The following is a 23,269-nucleotide window of genomic DNA, read 5'->3' as shown; positions in this document are numbered from 1 at the left end:
CGTCATGCCGCAGTTCTTTATTGACCGCCCGATCTTCGCCTGGGTGGTGGCCCTGTTTATCCTGCTGGCGGGCTTCCTGGCGATCCCGCAATTGCCGGTGGCGCAATACCCCAACGTCGCGCCACCCAAGGTGGAAATCTACGCGGTGTACCCCGGTGCCTCGGCCCAGACCCTGGATGAGAGCGTGGTCAGCCTGATCGAGCAAGAGCTCAACGGCGCCGATCACCTGCTGTATTTCGAATCCCAGAGCAGCCTGGGTTCGGCGACCATTACCGCCACGTTCCAACCGGGCACCAACCCGGAAATGGCCCAGGTGGATGTGCAAAATCGCCTCAAGGCCGTGGAATCGCGCCTGCCCCAGGCCGTGACTCAGCAAGGCTTGCAGGTGGAAAAAGTCTCCGCCGGCTTCCTGCTGCTGGTCACATTGACCTCCAACGACGGCAAGCTCGATGACGTCGCGCTCAGCGATTACCTGGCGCGCAACGTAATGAACGAGCTCAAGCGCCTGGACGGCGTCGGCAAGGCCCAGTTGTACGGGGCCGAACGCGCCATGCGTATCTGGATTGACCCGCAGAAGCTGATCGGTTTCAACCTCACGCCGGCCGACGTCAACGCCGCGATCAGTGCCCAGAACGCCCAGGTCTCAGCGGGCAGCATCGGTGATCTGCCGGGTACTCACACCCAGGAAATCACCGCGGCGGTGCTGGTCAAGGGGCAACTGTCCACCCCGGCCGAATTCGCCGACATCGTGCTCAAGGCCAACCCCGACGGCTCCACCGTGCGCATCGGCGATGTGGCACGGGTGGAAGTCGGCAGCCAGGAGTACCAGTTTTCCACCCGCCTGAACGGCAAGCCGTCCACCGCCGTCAGCGTGCAGCTGTCGCCCGGCGCTAATGCCTTGAGCACCGCAACGCTGGTGCGGGCGAAAATGGACGAGTTGTCGCGCTACTTCCCCGCCAATGTGGAATACAAGATCCCCTACGACACCTCGCCCTTCGTGAAGGTCTCGATCACAAAGGTGGTCTACACCCTGCTGGAGGCCATGGCGCTGGTGTTTGCGGTGATGTTCCTGTTCCTGCAGAACGTGCGCTACACCTTGATTCCTACGCTGGTGGTGCCGATTGCGCTGATGGGCACTTTCGCCACCATGTTGCTGCTGGGTTTCTCGATCAACGTGCTGACCATGTTCGGCATGGTGCTGGCCATCGGTATCCTGGTGGACGATGCGATCGTGGTGGTGGAAAACGTCGAGCGGATCATGGCCACCGAGGGCCTGTCGCCCAAGGACGCGACGAAGAAAGCCATGGGCCAGATCACCGGGGCCATCATCGGTATCACCCTGGTGCTGGTGGCGGTGTTCCTGCCGATGGCGTTCATGCCAGGTTCTGTAGGGGTGATCTACCAACAATTCTCGCTGTCGATGGCCACCTCGATCCTGTTCTCGGCGTTCCTGGCCCTGACCTTGACCCCGGCCCTGTGCGCCACCTTGCTCAAGCCGATTGGCAAGGGCGAGCACCATGCCAAAGGTGGTTTCTTCGGCTGGTTCAACCAGCGCTTTGACCAACTCACCCACCGCTACGAAGGGTGGGTGGCCTATGCCCTCAAGCGCAGCGGCCGCTACTTGCTGATCTACCTGGTATTGCTGGTAGGCATGGGCCTGTTGTTCAGCCGCCTGCCCTCCTCGTTCCTGCCGGTGGAAGACCAGGGCTACACCATCACGGATATCCAGTTGCCGCCGGGGGCCAGCAAGAATCGTACGGTGCAGGTGGCCGAGCAGATCGAGGCACACAACGCAGGCGAGCCAGGGGTGGGTGATACCACCATGATCATGGGCTTCAGTTTTTCCGGTTCCGGGCAGAACGCGGCGCTGGCGTTTACCACGCTCAAGGACTGGTCGGAACGTGGCAGTGATGACTCCGCTGCCTCGATTGCCGATCGCGCCAACATGGCCTTCAGCGAACTCAAGGACGCGATTGCCTACGCAGTCCTGCCGCCACCGGTCGACGGACTGGGCACATCCAGTGGTTTTGAGTTCCGTTTGCAGGACCGCGGTGGCGTCGGCCACGCCGGGTTGATGGCCGCCCGTACCGAATTGCTGGACGCTGCAGCGAAAAGCCCGATCCTGGCCAACGTGCGCGAAAGCGCCCTGGCCGAAGCGCCGCAAGTGCAGCTGGAAGTCGACCGCAAGCAGGCCAACGCCTTGGGCGTTTCGTTTGCCGACGTGGGCAACGTGCTGTCCTCCGCGATCGGTTCGGCATATATCAACGACTTCCCCAACCAGGGCCGCATGCAGCGCGTGGTGGTGCAGGCCGAAGGCGACCAACGCAGCCAGGTGGCCGACCTGATGAAGATCCACGTGCGCAACAACGCTGGGAAGATGGTGCCGCTGTCAGCCTTTGTCCAAGCCAAGTGGACCCAAGGCCCGACGCAGTTGACCCGTTACAACGGCTACCCGGCCATCGCCATCAGCGGTGAAGCGGCGCCGGGGCACAGCACCGGCGAGGCCATGAACGAAATCCAGCGTTTGGTCAGCCAGTTGCCTGCCGGGCTGGGCCAGGAATGGACGGGTTTGTCGTTGCAGGAGCGCTTATCCGGCTCCCAGGCACCGCTGCTGTTGGGCCTGTCGTTGCTGATCGTGTTCCTGTGCCTGGCCGCACTGTATGAAAGCTGGTCGATCCCCACCTCGGTGTTGCTGGTGGTGCCGCTTGGCGTGCTGGGCGCAGTGTTGGCCGTGAGCTTGCGCGGGATGCCCAACGACGTGTTCTTCAAGGTTGGCTTGATCACCATCATCGGCCTGTCGGCGAAGAACGCGATCCTGATCATCGAGTTCGCCAAGGACCTGTATGACCAGGGCGAGGACTTGATCGATGCCACCTTGAAGGCGGCGCGTTTGCGGTTGCGGCCGATCATCATGACGTCCCTGGCGTTTATCCTCGGCGTGGTGCCCTTGGCAATTGCCACCGGGGCCAGCTCGGCCAGCCAACAGGCGATTGGCACCGGTGTGATTGGCGGGATGATCACGGCGACATTGGCGGTGGTGTTTGTGCCAGTGTTTTTTGTGGTGGTGATAAAGCTGGTGCGCAAGCGCCATAAACCAAACTGATCAACGCCGCAGCCAACCGTGGTGGCTTGCAAGTTGTAGCTGTGGACGGTAACCACGATGCGAAGCGAGCCGCTCTTGATCTTGCTCTTGATCTGCTTTTGATCTTAGGCGCCCCGTCAAACCACGCTGGCCGAACGCAGGCTTGAATTCGTGGGTAACCCGGCAGGACGCCGGGTTAGCCGTCCTGGGCCAAGGATGGCCCATGACGGCGGCCCACGGATTCAAGCCGGAGTGAGGGCACACCGAGCCTAGGCGAGGTGCCAAGTGGTGGGGCAAGAGCGTTTTGCTTACTTTTGCGCTGTTCAAAAGTAAGACGCCGTCAGGGCGGAACCCTAAGTGGCCGTTACTGCAGGAATGGATATGTACACGGTCCAACTGTGTTGACTGTCAGGCCGCCTTCGCGAGCAAGCCCGCTCCCACGCAAGCCCACACAGGGTTATTGAGTGCATTCATGATCAGGTACACCCGAATAAGCTATGGTGCTCACACATAGTTCTTTGTGAGCCACCATGCCCTTCCTCGCCCGCACCCACCCTCGCCTCTCATCAGCCGCCGTACTGGGCCTGGCCGTCGGCCTGCTGGTACCGGCCGACACCCTCGCCAGCAAAATCCTCATCGGCTGGAACGCCGGGGTCTGGACCTACCTTGTTTTGATGCTGTGGCTGACCATTCGCGCCAAGGCCGAGGACGTCAAGCGCATCGCCGAAGTCGAAGATGAAAACGCCGGCCTGGTGCTGTTCATGGTGTGCATCGCCGCCATCGCCAGCCTGGCCACCATCACCTTCGAACTGGTGGGCAGCAAGGACCTGGCGGCTTCCGAGCGTCTGCTGCACTACGGTTTTACCGGGCTGACGGTAATCGGCTCCTGGCTGCTGATCGGGGTGATTTTCAGCGTTCACTACGCCAGGCTCTATTACACCTGGCCAGGCAAGGAACCCGCCTTGCGTTTTGCCGAAGGCTTGCTCACCCCCAACTACTGGGACTTTCTGTACTTCTCCTTCACCATCGGCGTCGCGGTACAAACCTCGGATGTGGGCGTCGCCACCCGTGGCCTGCGCAAGGTGGTACTGGGGCAGTCGTTGATCGGTTTTTTATTCAACACCGCCATTCTCGGTTTTTCGATCAACATCGCCGCCGGGTTGTTTGGCTAGACTGCACAAACCTTCTAGACGCCCACCCGGCGTCTGCCGCTAATAGCCCTTCACTTTTAACCTCGGTGTTGTATGCCCGCGCGCAATTGGATCGACCTGTCCCAGGACGCCGACACCGGCATCGAGACCCTGCGCGCGCATTTCGAAGGCCATGCGTATGACCCCCATTGGCACGACAGCTATCTAGTAGGCGTGACCGAACAAGGCGTGCAGCAATTCAACTGCCGGCGCATGCGCCATGACAGCGTGCCGGGGCAGGTGTTCCTGCTGGAGCCTGGGGAACTCCACGACGGCAATGCCCCGACGGTCGACGGCTTCACTTACCGCATGCTCTACCTCGATCCACAGTGGCTGGAGCGGGAAATTTCCAGTGTCTTTGAGGAGGCACCCGCCCATCATCAACTGAGTTTCGCCAGCACCTTGGCCATCGATCCGCGCCTGGCTCTGGCCACAAGCCACGCGTTTCAAAGCTTGCATCACGGTGAATTGCGGATCGTGCGGCAAAGCGCGCTGGATCAGTTACTGGAACGCCTCACCGGCCAGCTCTACTGGCGCATGCGCTACCGCGATGACCCACGTTTGCCGCAGGTGGCGCACAAGGCGCGGGAATACTTGCACGCCCATCTGCATCAGGACGTGGGCATGGATGAACTCGCACTGGCCTGCGGCGTCGACCGCTTTCGCCTGAGCCGCGCCTTCAAGAGCGCCTTCGGCCTGCCGCCCCACGCGTATCTGGTGCAACTGCGTCTGGCACGGGCCCGGTATTTATTGGCCAAGGGCGACCAACCGGCAGACGTGGCGATGGCCCTGGGTTTTGCCGATCAAAGTCATTTGGGCCGCTGGTTCATGCGTGCTTATGGCCTGACGCCGGCCGCGTACCGCAAGCGCCGCACAAATCTTCCAGACCGGTAACCCGCAGGCTTGTAAAGATGGACTTCCTTGAAGAGTTCACTGGAGTCCCCCGCTATGCTGTCCACCTTCGTGCCTTTCATGCTGTTCGCCTTTGTCGCCTCCATCACCCCCGGCCCGACCAATATCCTGGTGCTCAGCAACAGCGCCCGTTACGGTTTCAAGGCTGCGCTGCCAATCATCATGGGGGCTTGCGTTGGGGCATCGGGGATTGTGCTGCTGGTGGGTTGCGGTGTGGGTCAGTCATTGGTGCAACTGCCCAACGTGCAAACGGCGATGCAGTGGGCCGGTGTGGCTTGGCTGAGTTACCTGGCCTGGCAGATCTTCAGGGCGCCAGCCCAGGCCATCAATGCCGATGACACGCAAAAACCCTTGGGCCTGTTGGGCGCCGCGGCCCTGCAATTGATCAACCCCAAAACCTGGATGATGGCACTGGCGGAGGTCAGTGTGTTCGCTGGCCAGGGTGGGCAGCGCCAGGTGGTGTACCTGTCCCTGGTGTTTTTCCTGATCGCCTTGCCCTGCCTCGGCGCCTGGGCCTTATTGGGTGCCGGGTCTAGCCGCCTCTTGCGCTCCCCCAGGACCGTACGCGCATTCAACCGAGTCATGGCCTTGCTGCTGTTGGGCTCAGCCTGGCTGAGTGTGCTGATCTGAAGGCGAAAAAAAGGGGAAGCCTAGCTTCCCCTGTTCGGGCGGATGAATGAATCAAAAGTCGTAACGCACGCCGAAGTTGACACCCCATGGCTGGTCGACGGTTTTACCACGTGTATGCTCGAGGTCCGCATGCAGCTTGACGTTCTGAGTCACCGACATCGCCACACCACCGGCCATTTCAATGCGCGAACCGAATACATCGTTGTTGAAGCGCTCGCCGTTTACCGTGACCTTGTTGTTGTGATTGAACTCATGGGCCAACGCAGTACGCAAGTACGGTTGCAACACACCACCGCTGTCCAGCTGGATACTCTTGCCCACCGTCACGCCTGCCTTGCCCACGACCGAGGCCGAACGGTCACCTTTGGCGTGCAGGCCATTGTCCAAATCGTAACTCTGGGCCTGGGTGATCGCCGCGTTGAGTTGCCCGTAGGGTTCAACGAAGTAACCGTCATCGAGCTTGATATGCCGACCCACTTCCACCGAAGCCCCCACGGCGTTCTGGGTGTAGTTGCCCTTGGCTTTCTTGCCGTCGCTCATGCTCACGTTGACTTCGTTATGCAAGCGGTTGAGCTTGACCACACCGTCGAAATACAGGCCGCTCTCGTCATCGAGCCACGTGGCATAACCGCCCACGTAGTAGCTGTCGACCGTACCGCCACCGGAACGGTTGAGGTCGATATCGGACGTACTGTGACCGGCCATCACACCGGCTACCCACTGCCCGTCGCCACCGTACAGCGGCGTGTCGATACCCAAGGTAAAGCCGCGCTGGTTCTGCGTGTAGCCACCACCATCCTGATTGCCGCTGACCTCGTACTTGTTGCCGTAGCCACGCATCCAGAAACCTTCGTTGTTGCCTTGGCTGAAGCGCAGCTCACCCATGCGGGTACGCAACAAGGTCATCTCGCCGTACAACACCGTGGGCGAGGTGTTGAACAACGCCATTACCGCTTTGGTGCTGTTGCTGGTGCCGCGACGGTTAGGGTCCAGGTACCAGTCGGTATCTTCCTGCTTGAGCCCGTAGCTGTAGGCACCTGCGTCAACCGATCCACCGACCAGGGCAAACTGCGCATCCCCGCCCTCGGTGCTGACCACGCGTATCGGCTCGGCCGTCGCCAACTCTGACCCCGTGGCCGCCAGCAACAGGCTGTGGTTACCTTCGGCGATGCCATTAACGGCGAGCAAGTCGGTCTGGCCGCTGCCAAAGTCCGTGTGCATCACGAACGTGCCATCGCCCGACAGGCTGTCGACATCCAACCGGTAGAACTCATTAGGCCCACCAAAATGCACGCTGCCACCCGCCATTTTCAGGTCGCCGACTTCGCTGTCACCCACCAGTGCCCAGTGGGAGGCGTTGTTCACGCTTAACTCGGCCACGTTTTTCAGCTGGCCGGTCAACCACGAGCCGTTGTTGAGCTGCAACGTGGCGGTGCTGCCCTCCTCGACCACGACGTCACCGAACAAGGTACTGCCGTCGACATTCATGTTGGCGAAGGAGCCGCCGGTAACTTCGAGGATGTTGCCGTTGCCGCCCTTGAGGGTGGCACCGTTGCGCACATCTATAGTTGCATTAGCCGGTGTACCCGCCTTCGAGCTTTCGACCAGAATGGCTGCGCCCGCTTTCCCTTCTACGTATGAGCCATCAAGTATCAATGCAGCTGGCACCTCGGGGCTGCGGTCCATATCCATCCGCACGCCATTGAGCTCACCGGTGATGGAGCTATCGATCGCAATGGCTTGACCGAACAGATACAGGCCCACGCCATTTTCGCCCGTACCTGCAACGTCGGTTTGGTAGAGCGCCAACGCGCTGTTACCACCTACACTGACGCCACGCGTGGTGCCGGTGATGCTGCTGTTGAATACCGAGGCAATCGCCCCCTCGTCACTGCCAATCGGACGAGAAACGACCAGGCCGGTGCCATTAGTGTGGGTAAGTGTGCTGTTCTTGAGTGACAGCGTCCCGCCACTCATGAACACTGCTGCCGGTTGTGTCGCCCGCGCAGTGATCTCGGCGCCATCAATATTCACGTTCGAATTGAATGCCGTGATGTCTTGGGTTTTGCTGCCTGGGTTAACGGTCAAGTTCGCAGACTGTGCACGGATTTGTTTGGTAGTGGCACCTTCCACGGTGAGGCCTGAGCCGGGCTTCAATTCGAAGCTGTCAGGCGGAGGGCCAGGCCGGACGGTTTCATTCGGCCCGGTAACCACTCGCGCTTCGGCTATACCCGACATCAGCACCACTAAAGAGACCGCGTTTGCCTTCAAAGCGAAGCTTAACGGGTTGAGTTTAAAATTGAATATTGACGACATCAGGACCACCCTCTGGGTTTGGCATTTCCGATTGAAGAAATTGGCCGGTACCAAAAGCGCGGAACCATGCCAATCAAGCGGTGCCCAAACTACCCAGAGGCGTTCCCTGTTTATGTAGGATAAGTCTTAAGTCGACAGTTTCAATATCGACAAATAGGGTGAGAATATATGTGGATCCAGGGAGCAGCTGCTGCTCCCTGGCCGTTGCCGCAACCATTCAGGGCGCCGCGGGTACCGGCGTGTTGTCGCAGTAGGTGGGAGAGGCGCCGGATTTGATCGAGCGTGACAAATGCAGAGCGTCACTCGATGTCAAAGGCCCAGTTGGCAATTGAATGGTGTAATTGATCCTTGCCGCACCCATGAGACGTGTGCCTTGGTGAGGCTGAATCAATTTCATAATGGTTGAGAAAGGCCCCAGGGTCACTTCAAACCCCTGCGAAATCATAAGCGGAGTCAACGCCGGGGAGTTTGTAAACCCCGCTGCGGCGGGCACCTCAGTCGTACCGGTATTGTCGCTATAGCCCTTCCAGTCCACACGCACCACCATGAACTCCTCGAAGAAGCGCGACGGCGGAATAAAAACCGTGATATTCCCATTCGCATTCAAAGGCCTGACGGTATTGCAGTTGATCACGCCTGGAGGACCGCCAATCAACTCTAGGTTTCGGACCTCTGGCATGGCAAGGGACTGAACATTGGCCTGTACATCAACCGACGTGACCTCAGACTCCTGCCGATTCGTACCGGTTGCCGTACCGATGGTGTAATACACCTGTTTCAGAGGCGGCGCGTTGCCATGCTTGGCGATAATCGCCCATGGAATCTGTAGCGGCGGAGTGACCGGATCGCCTGCCACGCCCCCCGTAATTGGCCGAGTGGCGACGAGGTCTCCCTCGTAGTAAAGCCGAATGACAAAGTCCTCGGCGTCCGGGGTCGGGCTTGCATCCCACAACGTGATGTGGGCATTGGCGGGCCGATTGGCGTGTGCAGGCAAGAGTTCGTTGTCATTCCCTTCCACCCCACCAGCGTCTACCCCCTTGATAACAACGGGGTAGAGGTCGGCGTTTGTCAGGTCTGGAGGATTGGTAGGGGCGGGGCCGACTACGTGCAAATTCAAGTTGATGACCGTCGACGGCGCCGCGGGGTAAGTGACGGACCGACGTCTGACAACATAAGTGACCGTCAGCGGCAAGTCGCCCGTCGACGCGCCATACAGGCTTTGCAGAATATGAATGGGAACAGTGATAGGCACTGGAAAGCTTGTACTGCCCAACGAAGTGCCGGGAATGGTTTCAGTCGCAATGCTGGTCGAAAGTGTCAGGTCAAAAATATCACCGTCATTTCCCCGCTCAAAATGCTGATACTCGGAGATGCGCACAATCATTCCCTGGTCAATGGACGCATCGACTCGGTCAAACAGGTTATCTCCAGGGAATGCCCTGCCGATCAAGGGTTGTTTCAGGTTGGTCGGTGCCGACAGCAAGGCTACATCCAACCGCAAAGCCGAGGACAACTGACTGGGATTGCGAGCTGCGTCCAATAGCTGATATCGAATCGCAACGTAACCATCAGGTCCTGCCTCGACAACACTCTTGGGCAATGGGAACCTCAAGTCCGTCACAGGCCAATCCACGTCGCTGGAGGCTGTGTCAACGGCATAGGGCGTGTCTGAATCGTTGTAGAACGCTCGTATCGTGTCGCCCGGCTCACGTCCATCGGCAACATAGTCCGGAATTGACAAAAACAACCGATCATTGGGGGCGGCCGGGAAATCGGCTTCGTCGATAGGCAACGTCACGCCTGCCGGGACAATAGGCGGGGGCGGAAAAAGGATTGGAGATTTTGCATAGGGTGCTTCAGTGTCGACAATCAGCCGCGTCGAAAATGATTCACTTAAGTTCGGAACACGGCGGATATATACCTCATACTTAATATCCCAGTGGCCAGGCGGACGTCGGCCTCGGGCGATATTGGTGGTGACAAACAATTCTGGCAAAGTGGCGTCAAAGTTGTGTTCGAACGTGAGGAACGGGCCCTCATACTCAGCGTCATCTACCGGCTTTATAAACACATAAACAATATCAGGAAGTGCCGGGTCGGAGCTGTAATCTTCCCAGCGAGGTATACGCAACTCCATTTGCTCGGCCAACGCCTGCTCCCGATAAATTAGCCCTGGGTAACCAGGAACAATATCGAATTCTGCCGGCGGCAACTCCGACAAGATAGCCGGCGGTGACTCTCCATCTGGATTGAGCTTGGCAAAATAGTCTCGCGTCTTTTTGTCCATCATTAACCTCCAACATTCACAAGGTGGGCGACGAACAACAGCAATAAACTATTCGTTTAACCCTATTAGGTTTTCACACCGCTTCAGCCATTAAAACCATCGCTTACTCGCCGCACGTTTCGAGTACTAATTTAGTTTGAATCGACACAATCATTTCTTATCAGCGAGGGCACACCGTCACTTGTGCAATGAACGACATCGCCTGCCTGGCAGAACCCACCCGCGGGATAAGCCAGATCAACCCTGAAACGCCGCAGGATCGACTCTCCGATTTTGCTTCTACCGCGCCACACCTCATACCAGGCGACCGCAGTACTCTGAAGGCGCAACGAATACACCACTGGATCGAAGGGCATGACCGTAAAATCCAACCCATTGACTAAATCCGCTGGCGTATCAAAGGTCTTGCTTTGAGTAAACCTACTGTCTTGCACAATGGGATCCACCCAACCATTGTTGTTGTAGCCATGGGTAAAAAATCGCACTTCGTCGTTCACTTGAAAATCGCCATGGGAAACGACTTTCCAACGAACACCTGCAAATATCTCCGGGGATGAGCAACACGTCAGAAACGTACCCGTGCCACCGACAAGCGTGTGCTGAATAACCGGAGTAGGAAAGCTGAGCAGCGGCCCCGTATTCACATCAACTTCAGTATTTCTGGACTGTTGCTGGTTAACCCCGTTATCGGTGGTGTAATGCACAGGCAACGACGAGTTAATGATGCCCTCCATGACGCCCCAAGGAATAACGCTGGAGAATACCAGTTGGCCAGCGACCTCCCCGACTTGGACAGTCTTGGTCGCCACCGGCCCGATGCCATTCCAGAAGAACCGCAACACTTGGCCTGGCTGGGGGTCGTCATAGAGAAACACACGGGCACGAGCGCCAACATCCTTGTCTCTAAGGTCAACCAAATTGGCCTCATCTGACACCAACCCGCGCACTTCAGCCAACGGCAAAGTAGGGTTAAGCAATGCGGGCGCTCCCGCATGGTCTTGCCCCGCCACGGTGAAGTCCTGCCTGATACGCCGCCCAAATGAGGGGTAGCTCACCAGACCACGGATAATCTCGTAACGTATCCGGATCTCTTCTGCCACCAAGACAGGCAATGGCCCCCTCAGGATGGACCAAGGAATGGGTACCTGTGTTTCGACGCCATCTGACACCGGGACATCCGGCACCGGCCGTTCGTTCCAATAAACCCGACATTGATCACCCGCGGCCCAATTGGCATAGGGGGGAACCAGCACCACCACTCCAGCTCGCGCGTCATCTCGCTTGATGAGAGTGTCGTCATAGGCTGGCGGCATGACAGTAGGCGCAGGTAGAGGTACGCCTGGGCCCGCGATCAGGTCCAACACAAAGGGTAAGCCGGCGCTACGCGTACTGAAATTACCAGCCTCGTCGAATACTTGGTAAAAGATGTAGGCTTGCCCGTTGTTCAGGCGACGAAATCCGGCAGCCGGTAACTCGCAGATCAGCGGGTCCGAAGTGTTTACCAGTGCATAGTCACCGTCAGGCGCAGCGGCAGCTGGGTTCGGGCTGTTGGATAGAACCATTTCAATGCGATCATTGCGCTCTCGCCCTCGATAAGGCGGAACATTGAAGCGCACCGGGTCATTGCCCGCCAAGTAGGCCTCATCGACACCCGTGGTGGGCGGACTCACAAAACTGAGTTGGTCATCCGGCCTGAGCAGTTCTGGTGATTCCAAATCAATAGTTAACGTGACCTTCGGATCAAGCTCGCTGGTCTGCCCCTCCGAGTCTGTCACACGATAATAAAGCTCCACCGAGCCTGAACGCTCTCGAAGCATGGCCAATGGCACATGCATTTGCACAAATGCAGGCAGCGGCGGCGGTGGAGCATCAATCAGTTTCAGGTCGGCCTGTCTTTCAATACCGTCTCGCAACCAGAGAAGTTGCACTCTGTGGGGGGTATCCAGCGGCTCTGGGGCCGGGAGCCACATAGGTATCCTGACCAATAGGGGCGCAAGCGTCAGTGAAACCGGTACAAGACCGTTGGGGTCGAGAGGGTCGACACCCGGAATGTCCATGGGTCCCAGCGCAAGTACGCCGCCAATGCGCGCTCCAGAAATATGAGTCAATGTTGAAATGGACATACTCTTTCCTCTTTCGATGATGAGTTCCTGGAGCGCTTCCACCCATCACGTTGTGAGAAAGTAAACGCCAGCCCCTTCTTTTTGGGAACTGTCAGAATTAACAGGTTGCGGGTCCCATTCGTCGGTTTTATCCAAGCGTTGCTGCGTGCCCATAGCGAAGATTAGCTTGACGGCTTCTTGGACTTGGTGTTCCCTGAAACCGGTTTCAGCGCAACCCCAAACTCCAATAAGAAAGGCTTTACCGTGACTTCATTTTCCGCTGCCCAGCGCAGCCGCGTGACCATGCTCGACGTCGCCAAGCGCGCCGGCGTGTCCAAGGCCAGCGTGTCGCGCTTTATCGGCGATGACCGCGCCCTGCTCTCGGACGCCATCGCGCTGCGCATCGAACAGGCCATCGACGAACTCGGTTATCGCCCCAACCAGATGGCCCGTGGCCTCAAGCGTGGGCGCACGCGCCTGATCGGCATGCTGGTGGCGGATATCCGCAACCCCTACTCCATTGCGGTGATGCACGGCGTCGAAACCGCGTGCCGCCAGCACGGCTACAGCCTGGTGGTATGCAACACCGACCGCGATGACGAGCAGGAGCGCCAACACCTGGCAGCGCTGCGCTCGTACAACATCGAAGGCTTGATCGTGAACACCCTGGGACATCACCTCGACCAACTGCTGGAACTGCAACGGGAAATGCCCCTGGTGCTGGTGGACCGCAAGGTCGAGCCCTTGCACAGCGACCTGGTGGGGCTGGATAACCCGGCGGCAGTGCGTATGGCGATGGACCATCTGGAACAGCAGGGTTACCGCGAGGTGCTGCTGGTGAGCGAAACCACCGACGGCACCAGTTCACGCCTGGAACGCCTGGCGAGTTTCAACATCGAGATTGCTAAGCGCCCGGCGTTGAAAGGCGCCGTCGTTGAACTGGATGGCGAACTGGAAAACCGGCTGCAAACCTTTCTCGCCAACCCCGGCCCCAAGGCACTGTTTTGCGCCAACGGCGTGGCAGCACTGGCCTGCACCCGTGCACTCAAGGCCCTGGGCTGTGACCTGTTCGGCGAGGTGGGCTTGATCGCCCTGGATGACCTGGACTGGTACCCGCTGGTGGGCAACGGCATCACCGCCCTCGCCCAACCGACGCAAGCGATTGGCGCCAGCGCCTTCGACTGTTTGCTCAAGCGCCTGCGCGGCGATACCGCCCCCACCCGCACCCTGGATTTTTTACCCGAGCTGATTATCCGTGGCTCGACTCAATCCCCTGTGGGAGCGGGCTTGCTCGCGAATGCGGTGTGTCAGCCGCTTCCAAGCTGACTGACACACCGCATTCGCGAGCAAGCCCGCTCCCACATTTTGTTCTGCGCATGAAAATGAAACCGGTTTCAGAGGTAAACAACAATGCATAAATACCCCGTCTCCATCAGCCTTTCCAGCTACGGCGCCGACCTGGTTCGCCAGCAGGGCCAATTGAGTTTTGTCGCGCTGCTGAGCGCCGCCGGTGCCCAGCGCATTGAATGGCGTGAAGAACTGCTCACCACCGAGCAACCGGCTGAGTTGGCCCTGGCCGCTGCAGAACAAGGCCTGGAATCTGTCTTTTCCTCGCCCTTGGAGCTGTGGGTCGCCGGCCGTGCCCAGCCCAATGCCGAGCTGGCCGCGACCCTGGACCGCGCCCAGGCCTTTGGTTCGGGCTGGTTGAAAGTGTCTCTCGGTTACTTCACCGACACCAACGATCTGGAAAGCCTGCACGCCCTGCTCAACCGCCACCCGGTCAAGCTGCTGGTGGAAAACGACCAGACCCTGCACGGCGGGCGCATTGAACCGATGCAACGGTTTTTTACCGAAGTCGAACGCCTGGGCCTGCCGGTGAAAATGACCTTCGACATCGGCAACTGGCAGTGGCAAGACCAATCCGCGCTCACCGCTGCGCGGTTGCTGGGCCGGCATGTGGATTACCTGCACTGCAAGGCCGTGGCCCGTCGCGCCGATGGCAAGCTGGTGGCCTTGCCGCCGGGCGCCACCGACCTGCATCTGTGGGAACAACTGCTCAAACACATGACTCAAGGTATTACCCGGGCGGTGGAATTTCCGTTGCAGGGCGATGACCTGATCGAAGTCACCGCGCAACAGGTCGCGACCCTTGCCCGCCTTGGCCAACCCCATGTGGAGAACGCCCATGTCTGAGATCGATATCCTCTCGTTTGGCGAAACCATGGCGATGTTTGTCGCCGAACAGACCGGCGACCTGGCCCAGGTCGGGCAGTTTCACAAACGCATTGCCGGCGCCGACAGCAACGTCGCCATCGGCCTGTCGCGCCTGGGGTTCAATGTGGCCTGGCTGAGCCGCGTGGGTAACGACTCCCTCGGGCGTTTTGTAGTCGACACGCTGACCAAGGAAGGGATTGATTGCCGTCATGTGGCCGTCGACCCGCTGCACCCCACCGGGTTTCAACTCAAGTCGCGCGAAGAGGCCGGCGCAGATCCTCAAGTGGAGTACTTTCGCAGAGGCTCGGCGGCCAGCCATTTGTCCATCGCCGACATCAGCCCCACGCTGCTGCAAGCGCGCCATCTGCACGCTACAGGGATTCCACCGGCATTGTCCGATGCCACCCGTGAACTCGCCTTTGAACTGATGAAGCAGATGCGCAACGCCGGACGCAGCGTGTCATTCGACCCGAACCTGCGCCCTTCGCTTTGGGCCAGCCAAGCGCAGATGATCCGCGAAATCAATGCCCTGGCCGCTCTTGCTGACTGGGTCTTGCCGGGCCTGGGTGAAGGCCGCTTGCTCACCGGCTACGAGGATCCGGCGGATATCGCTGCGTTCTATCTCGACCAGGGCGCCGAAGCCGTGGCAATCAAACTCGGCCCGGAAGGTGCCTATTACCGCACCCAGATGGACCAGGGTTTTGTCGCCGCAGTCAAGGTGGAAAAAGTCGTGGATACCGTGGGCGCCGGCGATGGCTTTGCGGTGGGCATGATCAGCGCCCTGCTGGAAAACTCAAGCTTCCCCGAGGCCGTACAACGCGGCAACTGGATCGGCAGCCGCGCCGTGCAGAGCCGTGGCGATATGGAGGGTTTGCCGACCCGTGCTGAATTACCCACCCGATCCGTTGCGTGACCCATTACCTGTTGCCACAACTACAACAAGCTCAGGAGCAACCCCATGGAAACCGTGAAACTCGCCACCCGTCGCTGGTGGTACATCATGCCTATCGTGTTTATCACCTACAGCCTGGCCTACCTGGATCGCGCCAACTACGGCTTCGCCGCCGCGTCCGGCATGGCCGAAGACTTGATGATCACGCCGGGCATGTCTTCGCTGCTCGGCGCGCTGTTTTTCCTTGGCTACTTTTTCTTCCAGGTGCCGGGCGCGATCTACGCGCAAAAGCGCAGCGTCAAGAAACTGATCTTCGTCAGCCTGATCCTCTGGGGCGGCTTGGCCACGCTGACCGGCGTGGTGTCCAACGCCTACATGCTGATCGTCATCCGCTTCATGCTCGGGGTGGTCGAGGCCGCCGTGATGCCGGCCATGCTGGTGTACCTGTGCCACTGGTTCACCCGGGCCGAACGCTCGCGGGCCAACACCTTCCTGATCCTCGGCAACCCGGTGACCATGCTGTGGATGTCGGTGGTGTCGGGCTACCTGGTGCAGCATTTCAGCTGGCGCTGGATGTTTATCATCGAGGGCCTGCCGGCAGTATTGTGGGCGTTTATCTGGTGGAAGCTGGCCGATGAGCGTCCCAAGGATGCCAAGTGGCTGAGCGACGCCGAAAAGCACAGCCTGGAAACCGCCCTCGCCGCCGAGCAGGTGGGAATCAAGGCCGTGAAGAACTACGCCGAAGCGTTCCGTTCGCCCAAGGTGATCATTCTGGCGCTGCAGTTCTTTTGCTGGAGCATTGGCGTGTACGGTTTCGTGCTGTGGTTGCCGTCGATCCTCAAGGCCGGTTTGCAGATGGACATGGTCGAAGCCGGCTGGCTCTCGGCGCTGCCCTACCTGGCGGCGGTGATCGGCATGCTCGTGGTGTCCTGGGGCTCGGACAAGCTGCAGAAACGTAAGCGTTTTGTCTGGCCGCCGCTGTTGATTGCGTCGATTGCCTTCTACGCGTCCTACGTGCTGGGCGCCGAACACTTCTGGTGGTCCTACACCCTGCTGGTGATCGCCGGGGCGTGCATGTATGCACCCTACGGCCCGTTTTTCGCCATCGTCCCGGAAATCCTCCCAGCCAACGTCGCCGGTGGCGCCATGGCACTGATCAACAGCATGGGCGCCCTGGGCTCGTTCGGCGGCTCGTACCTGGTGGGTTACCTCAACAGCAGCACCGGCTCGCCCGGCGCTTCTTATCTGCTGATGAGCGGCGCGCTGCTGCTTTCCGTGGTGCTGACGATTTTCCTCAAGCCCGGCGCCAGTGACCGCTCGCCGGCGCCAACCCTGGAATTGAAGGTAAAAACCTCATGAAAAAGTCTGTCGTGCTGTACAAAAAACTCTCCGCGCCGCTCATGGCTCGTCTGCATGAGCAGGTCGAGGTCACGCTGATTGACGCACTGGATGAAACCGGCCTGGCCAAGCTGCGCGATGCCCTGCCTACCGCCCACGGCCTGCTGGGGGCAAGCCTGCGCCTGGACGCCCGGCTACTCGACCTGGCGCCCCAGCTGGAAGCCGTGGCCAGCGTCTCGGTGGGCGTCGACAACTACGATATCGACTACCTGACCGAGCGCGGCATCCTGCTGAGCAACACTCCGGATGTGCTTACCGAAACCACCGCCGACACCGGTTTTGCGCTGATCCTGGCCACCGCGCGGCGCGTGGTGGAACTGGCTGACATGGTGCGTGCCGGCCAGTGGAACAAAAACATCGGCCCGGCGCATTTTGGCAGCGATGTACATGGCAAGACCCTGGGCATCATCGGCATGGGCCGCATCGGCGAAGCCCTGGCCCAGCGTGGGCATTTTGGCTTCGGCATGCCGGTGATCTACCACAGCCACTCGCCCAAGCCGGCGGTTGAGGCACGCTTTGGCGCGCAGTACCGCAGCTTGCAGGGCTTGCTTAAAGAGGCGGATTTTGTCTGCCTGACATTACCGTTGACGGCTGAAACCGAGAAGTTGATTGGCGCCGAGGAATTCGCGCTGATGGGGCCAGAGACTATTTTTATCAATATCTCGCGAGGCAAGGTGGTGGATGAGGCGGCGCTGGTGCAAGCGTTGCAGCAACGCACTATCCGCGCGGCGGGGTTGGATGTGTTTGAGAAAGAGCCGCTGGATCATGCGTCGCCGTTGTTGCGGTTGAATAATGTGGTGGCTACGCCGCATATCGGCTCGGCCACTCATGAGACGCGGGAGGCGATGGCTAAGTGTGCGGTGGATAATCTGCTGGCGGCACTGGCTGGCGAAAAGCCGGTAAACCTGGTGAATCCAGGGGCATGGGGGCGCTGACACAACACAAGAGCAAATGTGGGAGCTGGCTTGCCTGCGATGACGGCGTGAAAGCCAACGCCTATCTACCAGACAAACCACGATCCAACTGTGTGTGCGGGCTTGCTCGCGAAGGCGGCCTGGCGGTCAACACAGTTGGATTGTGTACATATCCATTCCTGCGGTAACGGCCGCTTAGGGTTCCGCCCTGACGGCGGCTCACTTTGCAAAAGCGGCAAAGTAAGCAAAAACGCTCTTGCCCCACCACTCGGCACCTCGCTTAGGCTCGGTGTGCCCGTAATCCGCCGGCATCCCTGCCGGTTTACCCCCCAAATCCCTGTCGAATTCCGGCCAGCGTGGTTTGACGGGACGCCTAAGATCAAAAGCAGATCAAAAGCAGATCAAAAGCAAGATCAAGAGCTGCTCGCTTCGCATCGTGGTTACCGTTGAGCGCTACAGATACCTATGCTGCGATAACGATAAGCCAACCCATGATGTGCTGACTGTTCGTTTGCTATCGCAGGCAAGCCAGCTCCCACAGGGTTTTGTGGCAGCTGTTAGACGACGAACCTGGCCACCATCCCATTCAAGTCCACCGCCAGCCTCGACAGTTCATGGCTGGCCGCGCTGGTCTGGTTGGCGCCCGCCGCCGACTGGGTGGCCAGGTCACGGATGTTGACCAGGTTGCGGTCCACCTCGCGGGAGACCTGGGCCTGTTCTTCCGACGCGCTGGCAATCACCAGGTTGCGTTCGTTGATCAGACTGATGGATGCCGTGATCTGTTCCAGTGAGGCGCCGGCTGCGCGTGCCATTTCCAGGGTGGTCTGGCTGCGCTGGTTGCTTTGTTGCATGGACTGCACCGCCTCACCGGTGCCGTTCTGGATGCCGGCGACCATTTTCTCGATTTCCTGGGTCGACTGCGCGGTGCGATGGGCCAGGGCGCGCACTTCATCGGCGACCACCGCAAAGCCGCGTCCGGCCTCGCCGGCACGGGCGGCTTCAATCGCCGCGTTGAGCGCCAGCAGGTTGGTTTGCTCGGCAATCGCGCGGATCACATCCAGCACCTTGCCGATATCCCGGCCCTGAGCGGCCAAGCCTTCAATCATCGCGGAGGTATTCTGTACGTCCTGGGTCATGGTCTGGATCGCGCCGACGGTTTCCATCACCCGATCACGGCCTTCCCGCGCCGCCTGGTTGGACTGCCCGGACGCCTCGGAGGTGGAAACCGCGTTACGCGCCACCTCCTCCACTGCCGCCGTCATCTCATTGACAGCCGTGGCGGCCTGGTCGATTTCATTGTTCTGCTGTTGCAGGCCACGGGACGCTTCCTCGGTGACCGCGCTCAACTCTTCCGCCGCCGAAGCCAGTTGCGTGGCCGAGCCGGCGATGTGCTGGATGGTCTGGCGCAGGCTGGCTTGCATGGTCGACAGCGCACTGAGCAACCGCGCCGGTTCGTCCTTGCCATCGTCCTCGATGGTTTTGCTGAGGTTGCCGGCGGCAATGGTTTCAGCCACTTCCACGGCCTTGCGCAGCGGGGTCACGATGCTGCGAGTCAGCAACCAGGCCAGCAGCACGGTGAGCAACGCCGCCACTATAGAGACCGCCACCACACCGGTGATCGCGCCCTCGTAGCTTTGCCCGGCATCTACGTCGGCTTGCTTGGCGTCGGCCGCATTGATGGCGATCAGCTTGTTCAATTGCTCGCCCATCTGATCGGTGCCTTCCTTGATGCGGCTGTTGATCAGTGCGCGCATCTCATCGACCTTGCCTTGTTTGGACAATGCCACCATCTCAGCCTGGGCCTTGAGGTAATTATCCAGGGTCACGCCAAAGGTCTTGTATAGCGCTGCCTCCTCCGGGCCGGCAGGCAGCGTGGCGTATTTGGCCTGCGCGGTCTTGACCTTGTCAGCCAATACGCCAATACGGGTTTCGGCTTCCTGCAAGGCGGCAGGCTCGCGGTTGACCAGCACGCGAAACGACAGGATGCGCATGCGCAGCACGTTTTCGGTGATGGTGCCCAGGTGAGTCATGCTGGGCAGTTGGTTGGCGCTCATGTCCTGGGAGGCTTGGCGCATTTGCGTCATACGGTTGACCGCAAACACGCCCAGCAGCACCACCAGAACCGCAATGAAGGCAAAACCGATAAACGCGCGAGGGGCAATATTCAGGTGACGGAGGGACATAGGGCTGCTCTCAGAAGTAGTGTTTGCGAGCGTCCTTGCCGCGAAACGATCCGTCAGCGTCAACGCGCTGCCCAGACCTTGGTCACCACTGTTGTCGTTGTAGTGTGGGCCTATGCTTGATATCGGCTGGGCCATGGCTTTAGCGCAGGGTCTTTATAAATATTTTTTTACACTTCAGGCGCCTGGCACTTTCTGGCATCCTGCGCCTCCATTTTCTGACCCGAGCCATCATTTTGTCTGACGCTCAAGCCCCCCGCCCGCGCTATAAATCCGACCTTATGTACGGCCTCGAAGACCGCCCGCACTTCACCGCCGCGATTTTTGCCGCGTTGCAGCATGTGTTGGCGAGTTTTGTCGGCATCATCACGCCCACGCTGATCGTGGGCGGCGTACTGGGGCTGGAAAGCGAAGTGCCGTACCTGGTGAGCATGGCGCTGTTCGTGTCGGGGCTTGGCACCTTTGTACAGGCACGCACCTTCGGGCCGGTGGGCTCGGGGCTGTTGTGCCTGCAAGGCACCAGCTTTTCCTTTATCAGCGTGATTTTGAGCGCAGGCTTCATGGTCAAGGCCCGGGGCGGCGGCACCGATGAGATTCTCTCGACAATCTTTGGCATCTGCTTTTTCGCAGCGTTTATCGAAGTGGTGCTCAGCCAGTTCATCGGCAAGCTGCGCAAACTGATCACCCCGGTGGTGACCGGCACCATCATCACCTTGATGGGCTTGTCGCTGATCAAGGTGGCGGTCACCGACATGGCCGGCGGCTATGGCGCCAGCGACCTCGGCGCGGCGGGCAACATGGGCCTGGCGGCGTTGGTGCTGCTGACCATCGTGGTGCTCAACCGCTTCAACAACCCGTTCCTGCGCCTGGGTTCGATCGTGATCGGTTTGACCCTGGGCTTTGTAGTCGCGTGGTTGCTGGGCCGCGTCGACATGGCCGCTCTGCCCCAGGTGCCGCTGATCAGCGTGCCCGTGCCGTTCAAGTACGGTTTCTCGTTCGACTGGGTGGCGTTTATCCCGGTGGCGGTAATCTTCCTGATTTCGCCCCTGGAAGCGGCCGGTGACCTGACCGCCAACTCGATGATTTCCCAGCAACCGGTCAAGGGCCCACTGTATATCAAGCGTATCAAGTCTGGCCTGCTGGCCGACGGTCTCAACTCTGCGATGGCGGCCACCTTCAACAGCCTGCCGATGGTGACCTTCGCCCAGAACAACGGCGTGATTCAATTGACCGGCGTGGCCAGCCGCTACGTGGCCTACTTCATCGCCGGCCTGCTGGTGCTGCTGGGGCTGTTCCCGATGATCGGCGCGGTGTTGCAACTGATGCCCAAGCCGGTACTGGGCGGCGCGACCCTGATCATGTTCGGCACCGTGGCCGTGGCTGGGATCAAAATCCTCGCCGAAGCAGGCCTGCATCGGCGCAATGTGCTGATCGTGGCGATTTCCCTAGGCATGGGCCTGGGCGTCGCCGCCGTGCCGGAAGTGCTGCGCGAGCTGCCCAAGGCGCTGCACAACATCTTCGAATCGCCGATCACCGTGGGCGCATTCTGTGCAATCCTGCTGAACATTTTCCTGCCCGAAGAGTTCATAGAGCTGGAAGAAGATGAATTCGAGCCGGAGTCCTCTACCCTCAAGGTCATGCAGGACCCGGACGTCACCCCAAAGTAGGAGCATTTCTTTATGCGCAAGCTCATGGTTCTATCGCTGTTGCTGCTGACCTTGAGCGCCTGCGCACTGTTCCCCAACCGCGACCCGGTGAACATCAATGTAGTAGGCATCGAGCCGCTCCAAAGCCAGGACCTGGAAGTACGCTTTGCCGTGAAACTGCGGGTGCAAAATCCCAATGAAGCGGCAATCGACTACAACGGCGTGGCCCTGGACCTGGAGGTCAATGGCCGGCCACTGGCCGCAGGCGTCAGCGATCAGGCTGGCAGCATCCCACGCTTCTCCGAGACCGTGCTGATGGTGCCGGTCAGCGTTTCGGCGTTTTCGGTGTTGCGCCAGACCCTGGGCCTTAGCCAGACCCAAAGCCTGAACAACCTGCCCTACGTGCTGCGCGGCAAATTGGCGGGTGGCCTGTTTGGCACCATGCGTTTTGTGGAGCGTGGCACCCTGGACTTACCGAACACTGCCACCTGGTAAGTGGCTGAAAACCACATGTGGGAGCTGACTTGCCTGCTCCCACAGGTTGATTGCGTTCAGTCAGTGATATAGCGAACGCCTGGCTTGGCGCGCTCGTCGACCACCAATTCAAAAATATCCGGCCTGGCGTAATGCCCCACTACGTCGTAGTCGTAGCGGGCCCGCACCAACTGATCAGTATCGATCTGCGCCGTCAACAAACCCGCTTCGCCCACCAACGGCCCCGCCAGAATATCGCCCATGGGTCCAACGATCACGCTGCCGCCGGCAATCAACGGACGGTCCACCGGCCAGTTGGCAACCTCCACACCCAAGGCTTCAGGCGATGCCTGCACCTGGCAGGCGCTGACCACAAAGCAACGCCCTTCATGGGCAATATGGCGCATGCTCACCTGCCACATGTCGCGCTCGTCCACGGTGGGTGCACACCACACCTGGACGCCCTTGGCGTACATCGCGGTGCGCAGCAACGGCATCATGTTTTCCCAGCACACCGCGCCGCCGATACGCCCAACCGCGGTGTCAATCACCGGCAGGGTCGAGCCGTCGCCCTTGCCCCAGATCAGCCGCTCGGTGCCGGTCGGCATCAGCTTGCGATGCTTGGCCACCAGGCCGCCCGAGGGTTCGAAATACAACACTGTGCAATACAGCGTACTGCCACTGCGTTCGATGACGCCCAGCACTAGGCTGGCACCGGTACGCGCCGACAACCCGGCCAGCGCCTCGGTCTCCGGCCCCGGTACGTCGATGGCATTGGCAAAATACCGCGCAAAGGCTTCCCGGCCTTCGGGCAGACGATACCCCAATTGCGTGCCAAAGCTTTCGCCCTTGGGATAGCCGCCCAGCAACGCCTCGGGCATAACCACCAAGTGTGCGCCACTGCGCTGGATTTGCTCCTCATAGGCCAGGATCTGCGCCAGGGTGTCAGCCTTGCCGCCAGGCAAGGCGCCGATTTGCAAGGCTGCGACAGTCGATACAGGCATCGGGCTCACTCCGATAGATAGGGGTTGC

16 protein-coding genes are annotated in these 23,269 nt (G+C 59.8%); 11 read left to right on the top strand and 5 right to left on the bottom strand.

The genetic code is table 11. The features are described 5' to 3' along the window. The first annotated feature begins 4 nt into the window (after positions 1-4). The 4 genes from E1K68_RS12945 to E1K68_RS12930 all read left to right on the top strand — a co-directional run bounded on the left by E1K68_RS12945 (position 5) and on the right by E1K68_RS12930 (position 5,814). Entirely contained in the window at positions 5-3,103 is a 3,099-nt protein-coding gene (locus tag E1K68_RS12945) for an efflux RND transporter permease subunit (RefSeq protein ID WP_212614183.1), read from the top strand. A 509-nt stretch (positions 3,104-3,612) separates the two neighbouring features. Continuing rightward, positions 3,613-4,254: a DUF1345 domain-containing protein gene (locus E1K68_RS12940; RefSeq protein WP_003190927.1), complete on the top strand. Its 642-nt coding sequence runs from the start codon at positions 3,613-3,615 to the stop codon at positions 4,252-4,254. 72 nt (positions 4,255-4,326) lie between these two features. Further along, positions 4,327-5,166 (top strand): AraC family transcriptional regulator, encoded by an 840-nt coding sequence (locus E1K68_RS12935; RefSeq protein ID WP_057709908.1) that lies wholly within the window; start codon positions 4,327-4,329, stop codon positions 5,164-5,166. Between the two features lie 54 nt (positions 5,167-5,220). Further along, a complete protein-coding gene (locus E1K68_RS12930; protein WP_212614182.1) occupies positions 5,221-5,814 on the top strand; it encodes a LysE family translocator in 594 nt (197 codons plus the stop codon). Positions 5,815-5,865: 51 nt separating this feature from the next. Here E1K68_RS12930 and E1K68_RS12925 read toward each other — a convergent pair whose 3' ends face one another. From E1K68_RS12925 to E1K68_RS12915, 3 genes are all read right to left on the bottom strand, one after another. Continuing rightward, on the bottom strand, positions 5,866-8,130 hold the full coding sequence (locus E1K68_RS12925) for an autotransporter outer membrane beta-barrel domain-containing protein (protein WP_003190924.1): 2,265 nt from the start codon (positions 8,128-8,130) through the stop codon (positions 5,866-5,868). A 217-nt stretch (positions 8,131-8,347) separates the two neighbouring features. Beyond that, positions 8,348-10,417: a hypothetical protein gene (locus tag E1K68_RS12920; protein ID WP_241666035.1), complete on the bottom strand. Its 2,070-nt coding sequence runs from the start codon at positions 10,415-10,417 to the stop codon at positions 8,348-8,350. A 131-nt stretch (positions 10,418-10,548) separates the two neighbouring features. Further along, the gene (locus E1K68_RS12915) at positions 10,549-12,540 is read right to left on the bottom strand and encodes a hypothetical protein (RefSeq protein ID WP_212614181.1); all 1,992 of its coding nucleotides are present in this window, start codon (positions 12,538-12,540) and stop codon (positions 10,549-10,551) included. 243 nt (positions 12,541-12,783) lie between these two features. Here E1K68_RS12915 and E1K68_RS12910 point away from each other — a divergent pair, with 243 nt between their 5' ends. From E1K68_RS12910 to E1K68_RS12890, 5 genes are all read left to right on the top strand, one after another. Continuing rightward, positions 12,784-13,845, top strand: coding sequence for a LacI family DNA-binding transcriptional regulator (locus E1K68_RS12910; RefSeq protein WP_346344342.1), 1,062 nt, complete (start codon positions 12,784-12,786; stop codon positions 13,843-13,845). Between the two features lie 84 nt (positions 13,846-13,929). Further along, positions 13,930-14,712: a TIM barrel protein gene (locus E1K68_RS12905; protein WP_003190919.1), complete on the top strand. Its 783-nt coding sequence runs from the start codon at positions 13,930-13,932 to the stop codon at positions 14,710-14,712. Further along, positions 14,705-15,646, top strand: coding sequence for a sugar kinase (locus E1K68_RS12900; RefSeq protein WP_094775449.1), 942 nt, complete (start codon positions 14,705-14,707; stop codon positions 15,644-15,646). Before E1K68_RS12905 ends, E1K68_RS12900 begins: the two co-directional genes overlap by 8 nt. A gap of 45 nt (positions 15,647-15,691) precedes the next feature. Beyond that, entirely contained in the window at positions 15,692-16,984 is a 1,293-nt protein-coding gene (locus E1K68_RS12895) for an MFS transporter (protein ID WP_014718725.1), read from the top strand. Then, positions 16,981-17,958 carry a bifunctional glyoxylate/hydroxypyruvate reductase B gene (locus E1K68_RS12890; RefSeq protein ID WP_003190915.1) on the top strand — a complete coding sequence of 326 codons (978 nt, stop codon included), beginning with the start codon at positions 16,981-16,983 and terminating at the stop codon, positions 17,956-17,958. The genes E1K68_RS12895 and E1K68_RS12890 overlap by 4 nt, the downstream gene beginning before the upstream one ends. 536 nt (positions 17,959-18,494) lie before the next feature. Here the strand turns inward: E1K68_RS12890 and E1K68_RS12885 are convergent. Further along, positions 18,495-20,120: a methyl-accepting chemotaxis protein gene (locus E1K68_RS12885; RefSeq protein ID WP_034135476.1), complete on the bottom strand. Its 1,626-nt coding sequence runs from the start codon at positions 20,118-20,120 to the stop codon at positions 18,495-18,497. Between the two features lie 233 nt (positions 20,121-20,353). Here E1K68_RS12885 and E1K68_RS12880 point away from each other — a divergent pair, with 233 nt between their 5' ends. After that, positions 20,354-21,784, top strand: coding sequence for a nucleobase:cation symporter-2 family protein (locus E1K68_RS12880; protein ID WP_003190912.1), 1,431 nt, complete (start codon positions 20,354-20,356; stop codon positions 21,782-21,784). 12 nt (positions 21,785-21,796) lie between these two features. Next, entirely contained in the window at positions 21,797-22,258 is a 462-nt protein-coding gene (locus E1K68_RS12875; RefSeq protein ID WP_057709905.1) for an LEA type 2 family protein, read from the top strand. 56 nt (positions 22,259-22,314) lie between these two features. Here E1K68_RS12875 and E1K68_RS12870 read toward each other — a convergent pair whose 3' ends face one another. After that, positions 22,315-23,241 carry a carbon-nitrogen hydrolase family protein gene (locus E1K68_RS12870; RefSeq protein WP_212614180.1) on the bottom strand — a complete coding sequence of 309 codons (927 nt, stop codon included), beginning with the start codon at positions 23,239-23,241 and terminating at the stop codon, positions 22,315-22,317. Positions 23,242-23,269: the final 28 nt, after the last annotated feature.

The sequence above is a fragment of the Pseudomonas sp. B2021 genome, assembly GCF_018135665.1.
Lineage (GTDB): Bacteria > Pseudomonadota > Gammaproteobacteria > Pseudomonadales > Pseudomonadaceae > Aquipseudomonas > Aquipseudomonas lactis.
Note: the sequence above shows the minus strand (reverse complement) of the source record. Positions and strands in the feature narration are given on the sequence as shown.